This window comes from Nocardia tenerifensis NBRC 101015 (genome assembly GCF_000308715.1).
In the GTDB taxonomy this organism is placed as follows: Bacteria; Actinomycetota; Actinomycetes; order Mycobacteriales; family Mycobacteriaceae; genus Nocardia; species Nocardia tenerifensis.
The window spans coordinates 17128-32157 of sequence record NZ_BAGH01000604.1 but is presented as its reverse complement, the minus strand read 5'-3'; the positions used below and the strand labels follow the sequence as shown (position 1 = coordinate 32157).

Below are 15030 nucleotides of genomic sequence, written 5' to 3'. Positions count from 1 at the left end.
CTCCTCATCGCTTGCTCGGAATACCCTCGCTCCCGACGAAACTCGACTCTTCTGGGCTGACCAGCCCGAGCAGGGTCAGCGGACGGGGCGTCACCAGGTTGGTGGCGTAGGTCACCGTGATCGCCCATCGATTGAGCCCGCGCGGCACGGCGAAGGTGTGATAGGCCCGCGTCACCGCCTTGGCGAGGAGCCCGGACATGTGCACGCCCAACGGATTCGCGACCGCGAAGCCGGGACCGAGATCGACCACGAGACCCATATCGCGATGCTTGTACGGCGCGGCGTGCCCGATTCCGAGGCTGGCGGCCACATTTCGGGCGAGCGCCTTGCCCTGCCGGGTCGCGTGCTGCGCGGTCGGCGGGGTGATCTTGCCGGGCACCGTGAGGTCGGGCACCGCGGCCGCGTCGCCGCCGGCGAAGACGTCGGGATGGCCGGGCACGCCGAGATTCGCGTCGACCACCAGTCGTCCGCGCTCCATCGGCAGGTCGAGGGTCTGGAGCAGCGGGGCGCCCGTCACGCCGGTCACCCAGGCGACGGTGTGGGTGGGCACGACGCTGTCGTCGGTCAGCACGACGTGGCTGTCGGTCAGCTCCTTCAGCGAGGTCTTCAACCGGATGTCGATGCCGCGCCCGCGCAACACGGTCAGCACCTTGTCGCCGAGTTTCTCGCCGACCTCCGGCATCACCCGATCGGCCATGTCCAGCAGCACGAAACGGATCTCGCCCGGGTCGAAGCCGCGGCGGTGCGCGTAGGCGTCCGCCAGCGCGCGCAGCTGGGCGACCAATTCCGTTCCGGCATACGAGGCTCCGACCACCACCACGGTGCGCCGGGCGCGACGCACCTGCGGATCGTCCTCGTGGTCGGCCAGTTCGAGCTGGCGCAGCATCTGCTCGCGCAGATACAGCGCCTCGGCAACGGTTTTCAGACCGCGCGCGTGCTCGGCCAGGCCGGGCACGTCGAACAGCCGCGTCACCGAGCCGGGCGTGAGCACGAGCCGGTCCCAGGACAATTCGCGCGGCGCGTGGTAGTCGCTGGTCACCGTGATCGTCTTGCGTTGCAGGTCAATCGATTCCGCCTTCGCGACGACCAGGCGCACCCGCGGCAGCGCGTCCGCCAGCGAGATGACGACGAACCGCGGATCGATCAAACCGCCTGCCACGTCGGGCAACAGCGGCGTATAGAGCATGTAATCGGTGGGCGTGACGAGGACCACCTCGACGTCTCGGTCCCCCTGCGCCAGGAGGCGGCAGAGCTTCCTGGCGCAGGTGAAGCCGGCGAACCCGCTGCCGACGATCACGACGCGCTGCGGGCCTGCGGTGTTTTCTGTCGGCACTGCGGGTACCTCCTCGGTTCGTCGTATCAGGCGTCGGGGCGCGCGATATCGCCTCGCCAGGCGCCTGTTTCGTGATCCCGGTCCTCGATGAACTTCTTGAAGCGCTGCATATCGCCGTGCACCCGGTGCTTCAGCACACCGAGCCGGTCGGCCGCGTTCTCCAGGAAGCCCTCCGGGTCGACCTCCATCTGCGCGGTGATCCTGGTGTGGGTGTCGTCGAGCCGATGGAACGTGATGACGCCCGCGTGCTGGGGGCCGGTGTCGGACTTCCAGGCCACGCGCTCGTCGGGGTGTTGCTCGGTGATGGTGGCGTCGAACTCGCGGGTCGCGGGGCCGACGTGGATCCGCCAGTGCGTGTGCTGGTCATCGATCTGACGCACCTCCTCGACGCCCTCCATGAACTGCGGGAAGGACTCGAACTGCGTCCACTGGTTGTAGGCGGTGCGGACCGGTACCTCGACGTCTACGGTGGCGGCCAAGGTGCTCATGTGTACCCCTTTCCTCGCTGGACCTCGCTGAGTCCAGCCCTTCGACAGTCGCGCTCGGCGACTCGGTCAGTGGCCGCATACCCGGGCATCCCGGGGAAAAACCGCCCCCCGAGCGAACACTCGGCGTAATCGCTTACCGGCGCGGAGATTTCGATCACTTCGCCACGACGCGAATGGTGTGCAACTCCGGGTCGGCGGGGTCGGGCACGTTCATGCCCGCCTCGATGCCGGTGCGCAGATACTCGATGACCGGCTCGTTGATCACCTCGCCCGGCATGATGACCGGAATGCCCGGCGGATAGGGCGTGACCTGCTCGGCCGCGATGCGCCCCGGCGCCTGCGCCACCGGCACCGTGTCCACCGGCCCGAAGAACGCGTCGCGCGGCAACATCGCGGTCTCCAGCTCGATCTCCTCCGGCGCGAGGAGCCGAATGCCATGCGGCTGCGGATCTTTCAGCTGTTCGCGCCAGGCGGTGACATCCTCGACCAGGCGGTCGACGGTGCCGTCGTCGTCGGCCATGGACAGCGTGGCCATGATGCGGCGATGGTCGCTGAGGCCCAGATCGAGGTGGCGGTGCTCGCGCAGCCAGTCCGCGGCCTGGTAACCCGTTGCGCCCGTGTCGAATACGTCCATGAGCACCTGCATGCGGTCCAGGTCGTGGGATGCCTCGACACCGAGCAGTTCCTTCTCCATCACCTGAATGCCGGGGATCCGGGCGAGTTCGGTGCGCGCCCGGTCCGCCAGGCGCAGCCCCGCCTCCAGCAGGTCGTGTCCCTGCTGCACCATCTGCCTGCGCCAGCCGTCGATGGCCGAGTAGACCAGCACATTCGGGCTGGTGGTCATGAGCAGGTCGGCGCAGGCGCTCAGCCGCGAGTAGTCGACGAGATCGCCCTGCACATGGAACACCGAGCCCTGCTCGAAGCCGGCGCCCATCTTGTGCACGCTCACCACGCACACGTCGGCGCCCGCGTCCATCGCCCAGGTCGGCAGGTCGTCGTGGAACGGCAGGTGCGCGCCCCACGCCTCGTCCACGATCAGCGGCTTGCCGCGCTCGTGGCACACCTCGGCGATCCCCGCGATATCGGCGCAGGTCCCGTAGGGGCTCGGGCTGACGATCAGCGCGCCCGCCGCGTCGGGGTGGCGTTCCCAGGCGTCGCGGATCTGATCGACCGACGGCGGGTGCGAGAAGTGGCGTTCGGTGTCCCAGCGCGGGGTGACCCAGCGCGGCTGCAGTCCGGCGAAGATCAGGCCCGCGACGATCGACTTGTGGCTGTCCCGGCCCAGGATCAGGCCGCCGTCCTTGCCGCCCGCGACCGCCATCATGGCCGCCTTCACCGACAGCGAGCTGCCGCAGGTGGAGAAGAAGGCCATCTCGGCGCCCACCGCCTCGGCCATGAGTTTCTCGGCGTCGGAGAGGTACTCGCCGCGCGCCCGGCGATCATCCAGACCCCCGGAGGCCAGCACGTCGTCGCGGAACGCGTCACCGAGTACCCGCCGGACTCGCTCGTCCACGCCGCGACCCTGCCGATGACCGGGCGGCGTGAAGCCGTACCGGCCCCGGGTTCGATAGTCGGCCAATGCGTCCAGAATCGGTGCTCGTGTTTGGTCCATTCCTCTAGGGCTACCCGCGCGTGAGCCCGGCATGCATGGTCGCGGCAATCCTCGAGTAACCGCCGCCGGTTCGGTATGCGCGAGGTCGTCGGCGCCGGGTCTGTTTGCCCGGCAACGCCCTGGGTAGATCGCAGGCGACATATACCCATGCCCGAAAGGTTGATTCCCATGCAGGTCACGCGCGGTGCTCTTCTTGTTCGGCTCGATGACAAGGATCCGGCGATGTTGCGGGTCAAGGCGGTGCGGCACTCGCCGGTCCCCTACGCCGAGGTCGAACCGGCCGGCGGCGGCCGACGATCCACCGTCCTGTTGGCGGAGGTGGAGCGGGAATTCCGGGTGGAGTCCGGCGGGCTACCCATCGGGGGGTGAGCGCGACCGGGCACCGCGCGCCTGGTCCCGCTCACCGCACGAGCGGGACCACCACTGTGCGCGGAGAGGAATTGAGGGAGAGGGAGTTTTGTGAGCGAATCGACCGAGGAACTCGCCGAGGAGATCGCGGCGCTGGCCCAGCGCACCGAGTCCACCGTCGCGGTCGCGGAGTCGCTGACCGCGGGCCAGATCGCCGCCGCGTTCGGAGCGGCGCCCGACTCCGGGGACTGGTTCCGCGGCGGGGTGGTCGCCTACTCGCGCTACGTCAAACACCATGTGCTCGACGTTCCCGAGGGTCCGGTGGTGTCGCGGGTCTCCGCGGAGGCGATGGCGCGGACGGTGCGGTCGATGACCGACGCGACGATCGCCGTGGGCGTGACCGGCGTGGGCGGACCCGATCGGCAGGACGACGAGCCGCCCGGCACCGTGTGGTTCGCCATCGCGGTCGACGACGCACCCGTGGCGCTGCGCCGGCAGTTCGAGGGTGAGCCCGGTGAGGTGCTCGACCAAACCATAGACCAGGCACTGGAGTTGGTGCTCGCGGCGATGAAGGATCCCGCCGGGCTGCCCGAGTTGGCGCGGAAACTCACCGAAACGCTTTGAGCAAGCGGGATTTCGAGCGCGCGCCGACGACGTGCGAAAAGGGCTGACAGGGAACCCAATTCGCCTGTCAGCCCAACTCGTCCGAACTACTTGTCGTGCTGATGACCGGCCTGCTTCGCCTCGTCCACATCGGCCTCGGCGCGGGCCTTCTCCGCGGCCGCTTCCTTCTGTGCCGCTTCGCGCTGGGACTCGGCCTTGTCCTGCTGCGCTTGTCCCTCGCCTTTGAGGTTCTCGTCACCGGTGACGACGCCAGCAGCCTCTTTGGTCTTGCCTTTCACGTCTTCGACGATTCCTTCGACACCCTCGCGGGGTCCACTTCCATGCTCCGACACCGAAAACCTCCGAGCTATCCGACGAACAACTGACACCCAGCGCTTACCCGCTCTCCCCCACCCCAACCCGAACGCACTGATCGGTCGCGAAAACCCCTCTCCAGCAACCGTTTACCCGCGCGCACTTTCCGAGTGCCCGCACCCGCGCCGGTTTCGATCTCGGTGACCGTAATACTGGCCCTCCCGCGCGACACCTGGTTTCGTCTACTCGACCATCAGGTGGAGCGAGAGGCCTTGGTATGTCCGGCGATTACCCAGCGGAGACCGACACCGTCCAGATCGTCAAGCTCGGCGCGCACATCGGCGCGCGGGTCGACGGCGTCCGGCTCGGCGCGGATCTGGACACGCGGACCGTCGCCACCCTCCGCGCGGCGCTGGCCGAGCACCGGGTGCTGTTCTTCCGCGGGCAGCACCACCTCACCGAGGACGGTCAGTACGAGTTCGCCGAGCTGCTCGGCACCCCGACCACCCCGCACCCGACGCTCACCTCCGCGGGCGTGAAGAGCCTGGCCATCGACTCCCGGCACGGGCGCTCGAACGTGTGGCACACCGACGTCACCTTCGTCGACCGGGTGCCGAAGGCGTCGATCCTGCGCGCGGTCGCGCTGCCCAGCTACGGCGGCTCGACCACCTGGGCCTCGACCGTGGCCGCGTACAACTCGCTGCCGGACCCGCTCAAACGGCTGGCCGAGAGCCTGCGCGCGCGGCACACCAACCGCTACGACTACGCCGCGGACACCGAGGAGCGCGACGACGAGGGCAGCAAGGCCTACCGCCGCGAATTCGAGTCCAGCTACTTCGAGACCGAGCACCCGGTGGTGCACGTTCATCCGGAGACCGGCGAGCGCGCCTTGCTGCTCGGCTGCTTCGTGAAGCAGATCGTCGGCGTCTCGAGCGGCGAGTCGCAGGCGCTGTTCCGGCTGTTCCAGGACCGTGTCACGCGCTTGGAGCACACGGTCCGCTGGGACTGGTCCCTCGGCGACGTGGCCATCTGGGACAACCACGCCACCCAGCACTACGCCGTCGACGACTACGACGGCGCCGAGCATCGCAGGCTGACCCGCATCACGCTGGCGGGCGCGGTCCCGGTCGGCGTGGACGGAACGGCGAGCACCGTGATCGAGGGCAACGCCGAGTACTACTCCGCCGTCGACAGGTTGCGGGGCGCGGCATAAACGAATTCGGACACATTGTTTCGAAGCCGATAAACGGGGGCAATTGAACGCACAGGGGTCGGCCGATCCGGTGAATCACGCGCCGCGCGTCGTCCGGCCCCTGACGCGTGCCGTCGATTAGTCTTTGACGGCTCGCGCACGGCGCATACAGGCGCCGACAGATCTCGCCGAATGAATGGGAATCGCGTGAACTTATGGAACTACGTGCGGGGACGGGGAGAATTCCTGGCATTCCTCACCTATCAGCATGCCTCCCTTGCCTTCCAGACGGTCCTGGTCGGGACGGTCGTCGCGGTTCTCGTCGCCGTCGCGGTGTATCGGCTCCCGCTGCTGTCCGCGCTCACCCTGACCTCTAGCCGCGTCGCGCTGACGATTCCGTCGCTCGCGCTGCTCGCGCTGCTGCTGGTGCCGTTCGGGCTCGGCGTGGTCCCGTCCTTTCTCATGCTCGCGTTCTTCGCCGCGCTGCCGGTGATCGGCAATGCGATCGTGGGCCTGCGGTCGGTGCCGTCGTCGGTCATCGAATCCGCGCGCGGCATCGGCTTTTCGCGCTCGCGCATTCTGCTGACCGTCGAATTGCCGATCGCGTGGCCGGTGATCCTCACCGGAATCCGGGTGTCCACGCAGATGATCGTCGGCGTCGGCGCCATCGTCGCCTATGTCCTCGGCCCCGGCCTCGGCTCGCTGATATTCAACGGACTGTCCCGCCTCGGCGGCGCCAACGCCATCGAGATGGCGCTCACCGGAACCATTCTCATCGTCCTCATCGCGTTGGTGTTCGACGCGCTGCTCGTCCTGCTCGGACGCCTCACCATCGCAAAGGGACTGTCATGACCGACCAATTGGCCCCGGAACGCAATGTCACCGGCGCGGACATCAAACTCGACGGGGTCGTCAAGCGCTACCGGGGCCAGCGCGCGCCCGCGGTCGAGCGCCTCGATCTCGACATCGACGCGGGCGAGATCGTCGCGTTCGTCGGGCCGTCCGGCTGCGGTAAGACGACCACGCTCAAGATGATCAACCGATTGATCGAGCCGACCGAGGGCCGGATCTTCATCGGCGGCCGCGACGTCACCCGCGAGGACCCGGACAAGCTGCGGCAGTCGATCGGGTACGTCATCCAGTCCGGCGGGCTGTTCCCGCACTGGACGGTCGCGAAGAACGTCGGCGCCATCCCGCGCGTGCTCGGCTGGGACCGCAAACGGATCGCCGAGCGCACCGAGTACCTGCTCGACCTGGTCGGCCTCGACCCCGCCACCTTCGCCGACCGGCTGCCCAAGGACATGTCGGGCGGCCAGCAGCAGCGGGTCGGCGTCGCGCGGGCGCTCGCGGCCGATCCGCCGGTGCTGCTGATGGACGAGCCGTTCGGCGCGGTCGACCCGATCACCCGGGTTCGCTTGCAGGACAGCCTGATCGGGATCCAGCACGAGCTCGGCAAGACCATCGTGGTCGTCACGCACGACTTCGAGGAGGCCACCAAGCTCGGCGACAAGGTGCTCATCCTGTCCGAGGGCGGGCACGTCGAGCAGTACGCGGCGCCCGAGGAGATCCTCACCGATCCGGCCACGCCGTTCGTGGAGGAGTTCGTCGGGTCCGGCGCGAAGCTGGCGTATCTGACCGTGTCGCGGGTGCGCGACGTGCCGTACGACGAGGTGGTGACCGCGCGGGTCGGCGAGCCGGCGCAGGCGGTGATCGGACGCGCCAGGGCGGCCGGGCAGACCTGGGTGGTGGTCGTGGACGAGGCGGGCCGGCCGCGGTCGTGGCCCTCGCTGACCGAGGTGGCGACGAAACCGGAGGTCTCCGACTTCCTCGATCGGCGCCTGCCCGTCGTCGCCCGCTCCTCGACCCTCAACGACGCGCTCGACGCCATGCTCGCGGCCAGCCAGGGCGCCGCGCTGGTCACCGACGGGCGCGGCGCGGTGGTCGGCTCGCTCAGCATCGGCGCGGTGACCGAGACGATCCAGGCCAAGCTCGCGGAGGTGCACTCCGAGGAGGACGATTACGAAACCTACGTCGACGGAACGGATCCCACGCCGACCCCGGTGGTGGCCGCCGACGACGAGCCCGGATCGGCCGAACCGGCATGAGGCGCCGGGTGCCCATCGATGTCTGGTTCGAGCCGCTCGTGATCGCCGTCATCGGCGTCGGCTACGTGCTGTGGTATCGCTCGACGACGTTCACCCCGACCGAGCAGGCCGCGCTCGGCTGGGACAATCTCCAGACCACGATCCTGGCGCACATCAAGCTGACGGTGGTGGCCACGGTGATCGTAGTGGCGGTCGCGATACCGCTCGGCATCGCGCTCACCCGGCCCGCGCTGAAGCGGCTCGAGCCGATCGCGGTGAACGTGGCCAATATCGGACAGGCCGCGCCCGCGGTCGGCCTGCTGGTGCTGTTCACGTTCTGGCTCGGCACCGGATTCCGCACGGCCATAGTCGGTTTGGTGGTGTACGCCATCCTGCCGATCCTGCAGAACACCATCGTCGGGCTGCGGCAGGTGGACCACCGCACGATCGAGGCCTCGCGCGGCATCGGCTTCTCGGGCGGCCGGACGCTGGTGCAGGTCGAGCTGCCGCTGGCGGTGCCGGTGATCCTCAACGGGGTGCGCACGGCGCTGGTCATCCTGGTGGGCACCGCGACGCTGAGCACGTTCATCGGGGCGACCAGCCTCGGCACGCTCATCACCACCGGGGTCACGCTGTTCCTGCCGAAGCTGCTCATCTCCGGCGCGGTGCTGGTCGGGCTGCTCGCGCTGACCATCGACTGGCTCGGGCGGCTGGTCGAGCTGGTCGCGACGCCGCGAGGCATCTCATGAAAGCGCCTCGCCTGCAACGGGTTACGCTGCTGTGCGCCGCGCTGGCGCTGCTCGCCGGGTGCGGGCTGGTCAGCTCGTCCGGCACGTTCCACGAGGCGCACCTGCCCGACGGTCAGGAGCCGCTCGACGGGGCGGAACTGGTCGTCACCTCCAAGAGCTTCACCGAGGGCGTGCTGCTCGGCAAGATCACCGCGACCTACCTCGCCGCGGCGGGGGCCGAGGTCAAGGACATGACCGGGGCGCCGGGTTCGGCGTCGTCGCGGCAGGCCCAGCTCAACGGGGACGCCGACATCCTCTGGGAGTACACCGGCACCGGCTGGGTCAACTACCACAACCAGACCGAGACCATCGCCGACCCGCACGAGCTGTGGCAGCGCGTGCACGACATCGAGAAGCGCGACCACGACCTGGAGTGGTTGCCGCCCGCGAACTTCAACGACACCTACGCCTTCGGCGCGTCGACGCCGAACGCCGAACGCCTGCACGTGCGTTCGCTCTCCGATGTCGCGGGGCTGCCGGTGCCCGACCGCACCTTCTGCGTGGACGACGAGTTCTTCAGCCGCTCCGACGGTTTCATCCCGATGCTGGCGAAATACGGGATACCGTACAACGATCCGAACGGCGTACCGCAGGGCAACGTCACCCGGATGGACGCCGGCGTCGTCTACACCGCGACGGCCAAGGGCGCACCGTGCAATTTCGGGATGGTGTACACCACCGACGGCCGGGTCAAGAACCTGAATCTCGTTGTGCTGGACGACGACAAGAAGTTCTTCCTGCCCTACAGCGGCACCGCCGTCGTTCGCGGGCCGATCCTCGAGCGCCACCCCGAATTGCGCGGACTGCTCGCGACCATCTCCGAACACCTCACCGACGATCTGATGCAGGACCTCAACGGCCGCGTCGACATCGACGGCGAGGATCCCGCGGACGTCGCCTACGACTGGCTGAAGCGGGAGAAGTTGATCGCCTAGGTTCAGGGTTGTCCCCGAGGAAAGACCGGTCTGCGGGGTGACGACCGCACCCGGCGGCGCTGCCTATTGTGCAGCCATGACATCTGGGCAACCGGTACTGGCGGACGAGCACGCCGAGCGACGGCGGACGGCGCGGCGCGGGGTGTGGGTCTTCCTCGTCGGCGTGGTCGTGCTGTCCGCTCCCGCAATGCTTTTCGCGGTCGCCGCACGCAACGACCTCGGGGTCCTGCTGCTCATGTGGGCGCCGGGGCTGGCCGCGCTGATCGCCCGAGTGGTGCTGCGCGAGGGGTTCGACGACATCTCGCTGCGGATCGGCGGGCGGCGCGGCTGGTGGGCGATGCCGCTCGCGCTCGGCTATCCGGTGGCGATCGCGGTCGCCGCCTACGGCGTGGGCTGGGCCACCGGGCTCGCCGAATACACCTCCTCGGCCGGCTGGGTGTCCTTCGGCGGCGAGTTGCTCGCCGGCGTGGTGCTGGGCACCGCGATCGGGCTGGTATTCGCGCTCGGCGAGGAGCTCGGCTGGCGCGGCTACCTGCTCACCCGGCTCATCGACGCCGAGGTGCCCCGGCCGGTCCTGGTGAGCGGATCGATCTGGGCCGCTTGGCATCTGCCGCTGATCATCGGCGGCAGCTACCTGACCGGCAACGGCGGGTCCGTGGCGGTGATCGCGGTGCTGTTCGTCGCGCAGGTGACCGTGGTCTCCTACGTCTTCGCCCGGGTCCGGCTCGACACCGGCAGCGTATGGCCGGCCGTCGTGCTGCACGCGTCGTGGAACAGCGTCATCCAGACCGTGTTCGACCCGCACACCGCGGGACCGCACGCCTGGTTGTGGCTCGGCGAGCAGGGCGTATTGACCTTGGCCGCCAACGTGATCGGGGCCGTGATCGTCTGCCGGCGGCCGGGGCGACTGCTGCGCAAGCCGTCGCCCTGAGCCGCGGCGATCAGTTCGCGGAGGGGTCCGCGGCGGGAGTCAGGAGCACCAGCGGGATTTCGCGGGTGGTCTTCTCCTGGTATCCCGCGTACACCTTCTGCGCGGCGACCACGCGGGGCCACAGCTCGGCGCGCTCGGCGGCGTCGGCGATCTTCGCGGTCATCGGCACGCGCGGCCCGCTGCGCACCGACACCAGAACATTCGGATTGTCACGGAGATTCAGGTACCAGGCCGGGTGTGTCGGGTCGCCGCCGCGGGACGCGACGACCACGTAGGTGTCGCCGTCGACGATCGGCGCCGTCAGCATCACCGCGTGCTGGCGACCCGATTTGCGGCCGGTGGTCACGAGTTCCACCGACGGCATGCCGCTGAACTCGTTGCCCAGCTTGCCGCAGCTGACCTTCAACAGCACCCGATGCGCCGTATTCATAGTTTTGAGAGCGAAATTCGATGGCATAGGGGTCCTTCACCACACTGAACGGGACCGAGCTCGGACACCCCAGGGTACCCCGCAGTACCTAGGCTCGTCGCTCCGCCGGTTCGCCTGCGGCCAGGGCGGTGGCATAGGTGGCGAGGCCGTCCGCCATCTGCTGCATGGTGGCGCGCATGACGCGTTGCATGAGCCAGCCCGACTTCCACCGGGCCCGAAAGGTTCCGTACCAGTGGATGATCGTGCCGCCGTCGGGGCTCGGGAGGAGATCGACGACGGCGCTGTAGTCGCGCAGGACCCAGTTGAAGGCGTCCGCATAGGTCAGTTTCCGGCCCTCGTCGATCGCGATCAGCCGCTCGCCGGTGACGACGCGTCCGGTGCGGAACGCGCGCACCGAGCCGACGGGGTCGTGGCCCTCGGGGTCGAGCCCGCTGGAGCGTTCGAGGTCGAGGGCGTCGACGGTCGACCACCTCGGCCAGGTGCGGGCGTCGATGAGCAGCGACCAGACGACGGCCGGCGCGGCGGCCGAGGTGGCGGTCACGTCGTAGCTCTGCATGGCGGAGTTCCTTTCGTTCGCGGCCGGACCCACGTCGAGACGCACGCGAGTTGTTGCGCCGATTCGAAACTAAGCCCGCCGATCCGGGTGCGACCAGGCCGCCGATTGCCGACTATCGGTCAGATTTTGCGGTACACCGACGGCCGGACGCCGACCTCGTTCACGAAGGCGGACGACAGCGCCCCGGGACTGGCGAAACCGCACCGCTCGGCGATCTGCCCGATGGTCAGGGCGCTGCCGGACAGCAGCCGCCGCGCCTGCTCGATCCGCAGCCGGATCAGGTAGCGATGCGGCGTCTCGCCGGTGGCCGCGCGGAAGACGCGGATGAAGTGGTACACGCTCAGGTGCGCCGCCCCGGCGATGTCGGCGAGCGTGATCGGCTCGGCCAGGCGCTCGCGCATGAAGGCGGTGCCCGCGCGCACCGCGGCGTGCTCGGGGCCGGGCGGGGCCTCGTGCTTGCCCTTGCTCAGCAGGTGCGTGGTAAGGAACGCGGCGGCGGACTCCGCGTAGAGATCGTTCGCGACGTCGGCCTGGGGCAGGGCGCGCAGCACGTGTTCGACCACCGGATCGCCCGCGCCCAGCGCGGCCGACAGCGCCTCGAAATCCGGCTTCCCACAGTCGAGTTCGGCCGCGGTGCGCTCGGCGGTGGCGGCAGGCAGGTGCACCTGGATGGTGCGCAGGGCCGAGGTCGCCCGATAGTCACGGGTGATCGACCGGCCGGGGATCATGAGCTCCAGATGGCCGGGCACCCAGCGGCGGCGCTCCGAGCCGCCGGAGCCGTGGGTCCGCATGACCGCGTCCCCGGCGACGCAGAGCACCAGGTGCAGATCGGCCACCGCGGGCATCGGCAGGGCCTCGACCTCGGACGCGTGCTCGAAACTCTGCACGAGCAGCGAACGCCACTCCGAGACCTCCCAGCTGCAGAACGTGCGCCGCACATAGGTCGGCATGTCGAATCCCGCGTAAGGTTCCAGATCGAAGCCAGGTGAGTCGCACACGACATCCAGCCTAGGACGCTCGTACCGAACGCGCTGGGGCTCGGCGGTGTGCGCCGGGCGGCACGGCAGGATGGGTTCATGGTGGAAAGCGGTGCGGCCGGAGTCCCGGCGCGCGTGTTCGATTACGACGCCGAGCTGCGTCGATACCAGCGGCGACTGTGGGCGGCGCTCGAGCTGCGGCCCGACGATACGGTTCTCGATATCGGTTGCGGCACAGGTCAACTCACGCGGGACGTGGCCGGTGTCGCGACGCGGGGCAGCGCGCTCGGCGTCGACATCTCGCCCGTCATGCTCGAGCAGGCGCGCCGGATCAGCGCCGACACCGGAGTCCACAATGTGCGCTTCGAGCGGGCGGACGCGCAGGTACATCCGTTTCCCCCGGCGCATTTCACGCTGGCGATCAGCCGGTTCGGCACGATGTTCTTTGCCGATCCGGCCGAGGCGTTCGCCAACATCGGGCGCGCGCTGCGGCCGGGAGCCCCACTGGTGCAAGTGATTTGGCAGCACGCCGACCGGCAGGAGTGGGTCACCGAGATCCACCGGGCGCTGGCGAGCGACGGACCGGCGGAGGTCGACGGCAGCGCGTTTTCGCTGGCCGATCCGGACGAGACCACCGGACTGCTCACCGCCGCCGGGTTCACCGACGTCGCCATCGCCGAGGTTCGCGAGCCCATCTACTACGGACCGGACCCCGACGCCGGTGTCGACGCCGTACTCCCCCTGCGCATGACCAATGACGCGCTCGCCCGCCTCGGCCCCGGCGAGACCGAGCGGGCGCTAGAGCGGCTGCGCGCCGTGATGGCCGCACACTGCTCGGCCGACGGGGTCTGGTTCGACTCGTGCGCGTGGCTGGTCACCGCCACGCGCTAGCGCACTATCGGCAACACTGAGTGCATGCGCTATGTCGGCAGGGTGCCCGCCCCGCCCCTGGACCGGTTCATCGACGACATCTACTGCCTGTCCGGGGTGCCGCGGCACCGCGTGATGAACGTTCCGCCGATGCCGTCCGCCCACCTGTTCCTCAACTTCGGCGCGCCCGCGCGACTGCACGACTCCGACCCCGCCGGGCCGTCGGTCCTGTTCGCCGACGGGTGGTTCATGGGGCTGTGGACCAGGCGATTTCTCGTGGAGTATCCGGCGCGGGTGCGCCTGGTCGGCGTGCATTTCAAACCGTGGGGGCTCTCGCCGTTCGTCGGCGGGGCCGCGGGTGAGCTGCGGAACCGGTGGGCGCCGGTCGACGCGGTCTGGCAGCGGTCGGTGGACCGGATTCGCGAGGAGGTGGGCGCGGTCGCGTCGGCCGCGGACGCACTGCGGGCGGTGAAACGGGAGTTGCGCGCGCGGCTCGCCGAGTCGCCCTTGCGCGGCCTCGACATGGTGGAGCACACCGCCGGGCGCCTGGCGAGGTCGCGGGGCGCGGTGTCGGTCGGCGCGCTCACCGGCGCCGCGGGCGTGAGCGGCACGCACTTGGCCACGCAGTTCAAATCCCATGTCGGGGTGACCCCGAAGCACGTGGCCCGGATCTATCGTTTCGCAGGCCTCATTCTGTCCGTGGACACGCAGGGTCCGGTCGACTGGGCCGAGCTCGCGCACACCGCGGGCTACTTCGACCAGGCCCACTTCAGCAGGGAGTTCAAGGACTTCACCGGCCACACCCCCACCGACTATCTGGCCTTGCGCCGTAGGTTCCCAGCGGTGCACGGGTTTCCGCCGGACAGCGGCCCGATGCCCGCCGATTGATTTTTTACAAGACCGCCCCGCCCGCGCGACGACAAGATCGAAGCCGCTACAACGGACACGAGGAGAACCTGTGGGCACTGTGATCATGCACAACGTGGTGTCGGTCGACGGCTTCATCGCCGACCGGAACGACGACGTCGGGCCGCTGCACGACTGGTATTTCAACGGCGACACACCGCTGATCGAGGACGCAGGCTACGACCACTCCGGGTCGGGCAACCGCATAAAGGTCTCTCGCATCTCCGCGGAGTACGTCCGCCCGATGTGGGCGTCGATCGGCGTGATCATCATGGGCCGCAACCTGTTCGACCTCGTGAACGGCTGGGAGGGCAGCCCGCCCGCCGGCGACCACGTGGTCGTGGTGTCCCACCGCCCCAAACCCGAAGGCTGGCACCCCGAGGCCTCCTACCACTTCGTCGACGACGTGACCGCGGCCATCGACAAGGCCCAGGAGCTGGCCGGCGACCGAACCATCGCCGTGAACGCCGGCGAGGTCGGCGGCCAGATCCTCGCCGCAGGCCTGGTGGACGAGGTCGCGATGGACCTCGTCCCGGTCGTATTCGGTTCCGGCAAAAGGTTTTTCGGCCCCGTCGAGGGTCAGCACCTCCTGGAGGATCCCCACGTGGTCATCCAAGGCGAGGGCGTCCTCCACCTGAAGTTCCGCGTGCGCCGCTAGGTCC

Annotated in this window: 18 protein-coding genes; 11 read left to right on the top strand and 7 right to left on the bottom strand. The window is 69.1% G+C overall.

Going from position 1 to position 15030, the window contains the following annotated elements:
- Positions 1-4 precede the first annotated feature (4 nt).
- The 3 genes from ON39_RS42140 to ON39_RS51240 form a co-directional block, all read right to left on the bottom strand.
- On the bottom strand, positions 5-1333 hold the full coding sequence (locus ON39_RS42140) for an NAD(P)/FAD-dependent oxidoreductase (RefSeq protein ID WP_246002678.1): 1329 nt from the start codon (positions 1331-1333) through the stop codon (positions 5-7).
- A 26-nt stretch (positions 1334-1359) separates the two neighbouring features.
- Positions 1360-1821, bottom strand: coding sequence for an SRPBCC family protein (locus ON39_RS42135; RefSeq protein ID WP_040742649.1), 462 nt, complete (start codon positions 1819-1821; stop codon positions 1360-1362).
- A 154-nt stretch (positions 1822-1975) separates the two neighbouring features.
- Positions 1976-3433, bottom strand: coding sequence for an aminotransferase class I/II-fold pyridoxal phosphate-dependent enzyme (locus ON39_RS51240; RefSeq protein WP_040742648.1), 1458 nt, complete (start codon positions 3431-3433; stop codon positions 1976-1978).
- Between the two features lie 168 nt (positions 3434-3601).
- On the opposite strand from ON39_RS51240, the gene ON39_RS42125 reads away from it, so the two are divergent.
- On the top strand, positions 3602-3802 hold the full coding sequence (locus ON39_RS42125) for a hypothetical protein (RefSeq protein ID WP_146250990.1): 201 nt from the start codon (positions 3602-3604) through the stop codon (positions 3800-3802).
- A 90-nt stretch (positions 3803-3892) separates the two neighbouring features.
- A complete protein-coding gene (locus ON39_RS42120; RefSeq protein WP_051187800.1) occupies positions 3893-4405 on the top strand; it encodes a CinA family protein in 513 nt (170 codons plus the stop codon).
- An 86-nt stretch (positions 4406-4491) separates the two neighbouring features.
- Here ON39_RS42120 and mbp1 read toward each other — a convergent pair whose 3' ends face one another.
- Positions 4492-4737 (bottom strand): microaggregate-binding protein 1, encoded by a 246-nt coding sequence (mbp1, locus tag ON39_RS42115; RefSeq protein ID WP_040742646.1) that lies wholly within the window; start codon positions 4735-4737, stop codon positions 4492-4494.
- A gap of 239 nt (positions 4738-4976) precedes the next feature.
- On the opposite strand from mbp1, the gene ON39_RS42110 reads away from it, so the two are divergent.
- From ON39_RS42110 to ON39_RS46550, 6 genes are all read left to right on the top strand, one after another.
- Positions 4977-5912 (top strand): TauD/TfdA dioxygenase family protein, encoded by a 936-nt coding sequence (locus tag ON39_RS42110; RefSeq protein ID WP_040742645.1) that lies wholly within the window; start codon positions 4977-4979, stop codon positions 5910-5912.
- Positions 5913-6098: 186 nt separating this feature from the next.
- Positions 6099-6743: an ABC transporter permease gene (locus tag ON39_RS42105; protein WP_040742644.1), complete on the top strand. Its 645-nt coding sequence runs from the start codon at positions 6099-6101 to the stop codon at positions 6741-6743.
- Positions 6740-7996 carry an ATP-binding cassette domain-containing protein gene (locus tag ON39_RS42100; RefSeq protein WP_040742643.1) on the top strand — a complete coding sequence of 419 codons (1257 nt, stop codon included), beginning with the start codon at positions 6740-6742 and terminating at the stop codon, positions 7994-7996. Before ON39_RS42105 ends, ON39_RS42100 begins: the two co-directional genes overlap by 4 nt.
- On the top strand, positions 7993-8724 hold the full coding sequence (locus ON39_RS42095; protein ID WP_040742642.1) for an ABC transporter permease: 732 nt from the start codon (positions 7993-7995) through the stop codon (positions 8722-8724). The genes ON39_RS42100 and ON39_RS42095 overlap by 4 nt, the downstream gene beginning before the upstream one ends.
- Entirely contained in the window at positions 8721-9698 is a 978-nt protein-coding gene (locus ON39_RS42090) for a glycine betaine ABC transporter substrate-binding protein (RefSeq protein ID WP_040742641.1), read from the top strand. The genes ON39_RS42095 and ON39_RS42090 overlap by 4 nt, the downstream gene beginning before the upstream one ends.
- A 76-nt stretch (positions 9699-9774) precedes the next feature.
- A complete protein-coding gene (locus ON39_RS46550) occupies positions 9775-10629 on the top strand; it encodes a CPBP family intramembrane glutamic endopeptidase (RefSeq protein ID WP_083895032.1) in 855 nt (284 codons plus the stop codon).
- 10 nt (positions 10630-10639) lie between these two features.
- Here ON39_RS46550 and ON39_RS42080 read toward each other — a convergent pair whose 3' ends face one another.
- From ON39_RS42080 to ON39_RS42070, 3 genes are all read right to left on the bottom strand, one after another.
- The gene (locus ON39_RS42080) at positions 10640-11086 is read right to left on the bottom strand and encodes a nitroreductase/quinone reductase family protein (protein ID WP_040742639.1); all 447 of its coding nucleotides are present in this window, start codon (positions 11084-11086) and stop codon (positions 10640-10642) included.
- Between the two features lie 61 nt (positions 11087-11147).
- Positions 11148-11615, bottom strand: coding sequence for an SRPBCC family protein (locus ON39_RS42075; protein ID WP_040742675.1), 468 nt, complete (start codon positions 11613-11615; stop codon positions 11148-11150).
- A 119-nt stretch (positions 11616-11734) separates the two neighbouring features.
- Positions 11735-12613 carry a helix-turn-helix domain-containing protein gene (locus ON39_RS42070; RefSeq protein WP_085998360.1) on the bottom strand — a complete coding sequence of 293 codons (879 nt, stop codon included), beginning with the start codon at positions 12611-12613 and terminating at the stop codon, positions 11735-11737.
- 78 nt (positions 12614-12691) lie between these two features.
- On the opposite strand from ON39_RS42070, the gene ON39_RS42065 reads away from it, so the two are divergent.
- From ON39_RS42065 to ON39_RS42055, 3 genes are all read left to right on the top strand, one after another.
- Positions 12692-13483: a class I SAM-dependent methyltransferase gene (locus ON39_RS42065; RefSeq protein ID WP_051187797.1), complete on the top strand. Its 792-nt coding sequence runs from the start codon at positions 12692-12694 to the stop codon at positions 13481-13483.
- Positions 13484-13507: 24 nt separating this feature from the next.
- Complete coding sequence (locus ON39_RS42060; RefSeq protein WP_040742637.1) at positions 13508-14350, top strand: helix-turn-helix domain-containing protein; 843 nt, start codon at positions 13508-13510, stop codon at positions 14348-14350.
- 70 nt (positions 14351-14420) lie between these two features.
- Positions 14421-15026, top strand: coding sequence for a dihydrofolate reductase family protein (locus tag ON39_RS42055; RefSeq protein WP_040742636.1), 606 nt, complete (start codon positions 14421-14423; stop codon positions 15024-15026).
- The last annotated feature ends 4 nt before the right edge of the window (positions 15027-15030 follow it).

Bases quoted from the DNA above. Each gene is read 5' to 3' on its own strand.
- ON39_RS46550 (WP_083895032.1), top strand. From the start codon at position 9,775: ATGACATCTGGGCAACCGGTACTGGCGGACGAGCACGCCGAGCGACGG.
- ON39_RS42090 (WP_040742641.1), top strand. From the start codon at position 8,721: ATGAAAGCGCCTCGCCTGCAACGGGTTACGCTGCTGTGCGCCGCGCTG.
- ON39_RS42135 (WP_040742649.1), bottom strand. From the start codon at position 1,821: ATGAGCACCTTGGCCGCCACCGTAGACGTCGAGGTACCGGTCCGCACC.
- ON39_RS42100 (WP_040742643.1), top strand. From the start codon at position 6,740: ATGACCGACCAATTGGCCCCGGAACGCAATGTCACCGGCGCGGACATC.
- ON39_RS51240 (WP_040742648.1), bottom strand. From the start codon at position 3,433: ATGGACCAAACACGAGCACCGATTCTGGACGCATTGGCCGACTATCGA.
- ON39_RS42125 (WP_146250990.1), top strand. From the start codon at position 3,602: ATGCAGGTCACGCGCGGTGCTCTTCTTGTTCGGCTCGATGACAAGGAT.
- ON39_RS42075 (WP_040742675.1), bottom strand. From the start codon at position 11,615: ATGCAGAGCTACGACGTGACCGCCACCTCGGCCGCCGCGCCGGCCGTC.
- ON39_RS42065 (WP_051187797.1), top strand. From the start codon at position 12,692: ATGGTGGAAAGCGGTGCGGCCGGAGTCCCGGCGCGCGTGTTCGATTAC.
- ON39_RS42060 (WP_040742637.1), top strand. From the start codon at position 13,508: ATGCGCTATGTCGGCAGGGTGCCCGCCCCGCCCCTGGACCGGTTCATC.
- ON39_RS42095 (WP_040742642.1), top strand. From the start codon at position 7,993: ATGAGGCGCCGGGTGCCCATCGATGTCTGGTTCGAGCCGCTCGTGATC.
- ON39_RS42110 (WP_040742645.1), top strand. From the start codon at position 4,977: ATGTCCGGCGATTACCCAGCGGAGACCGACACCGTCCAGATCGTCAAG.
- ON39_RS42080 (WP_040742639.1), bottom strand. From the start codon at position 11,086: ATGCCATCGAATTTCGCTCTCAAAACTATGAATACGGCGCATCGGGTG.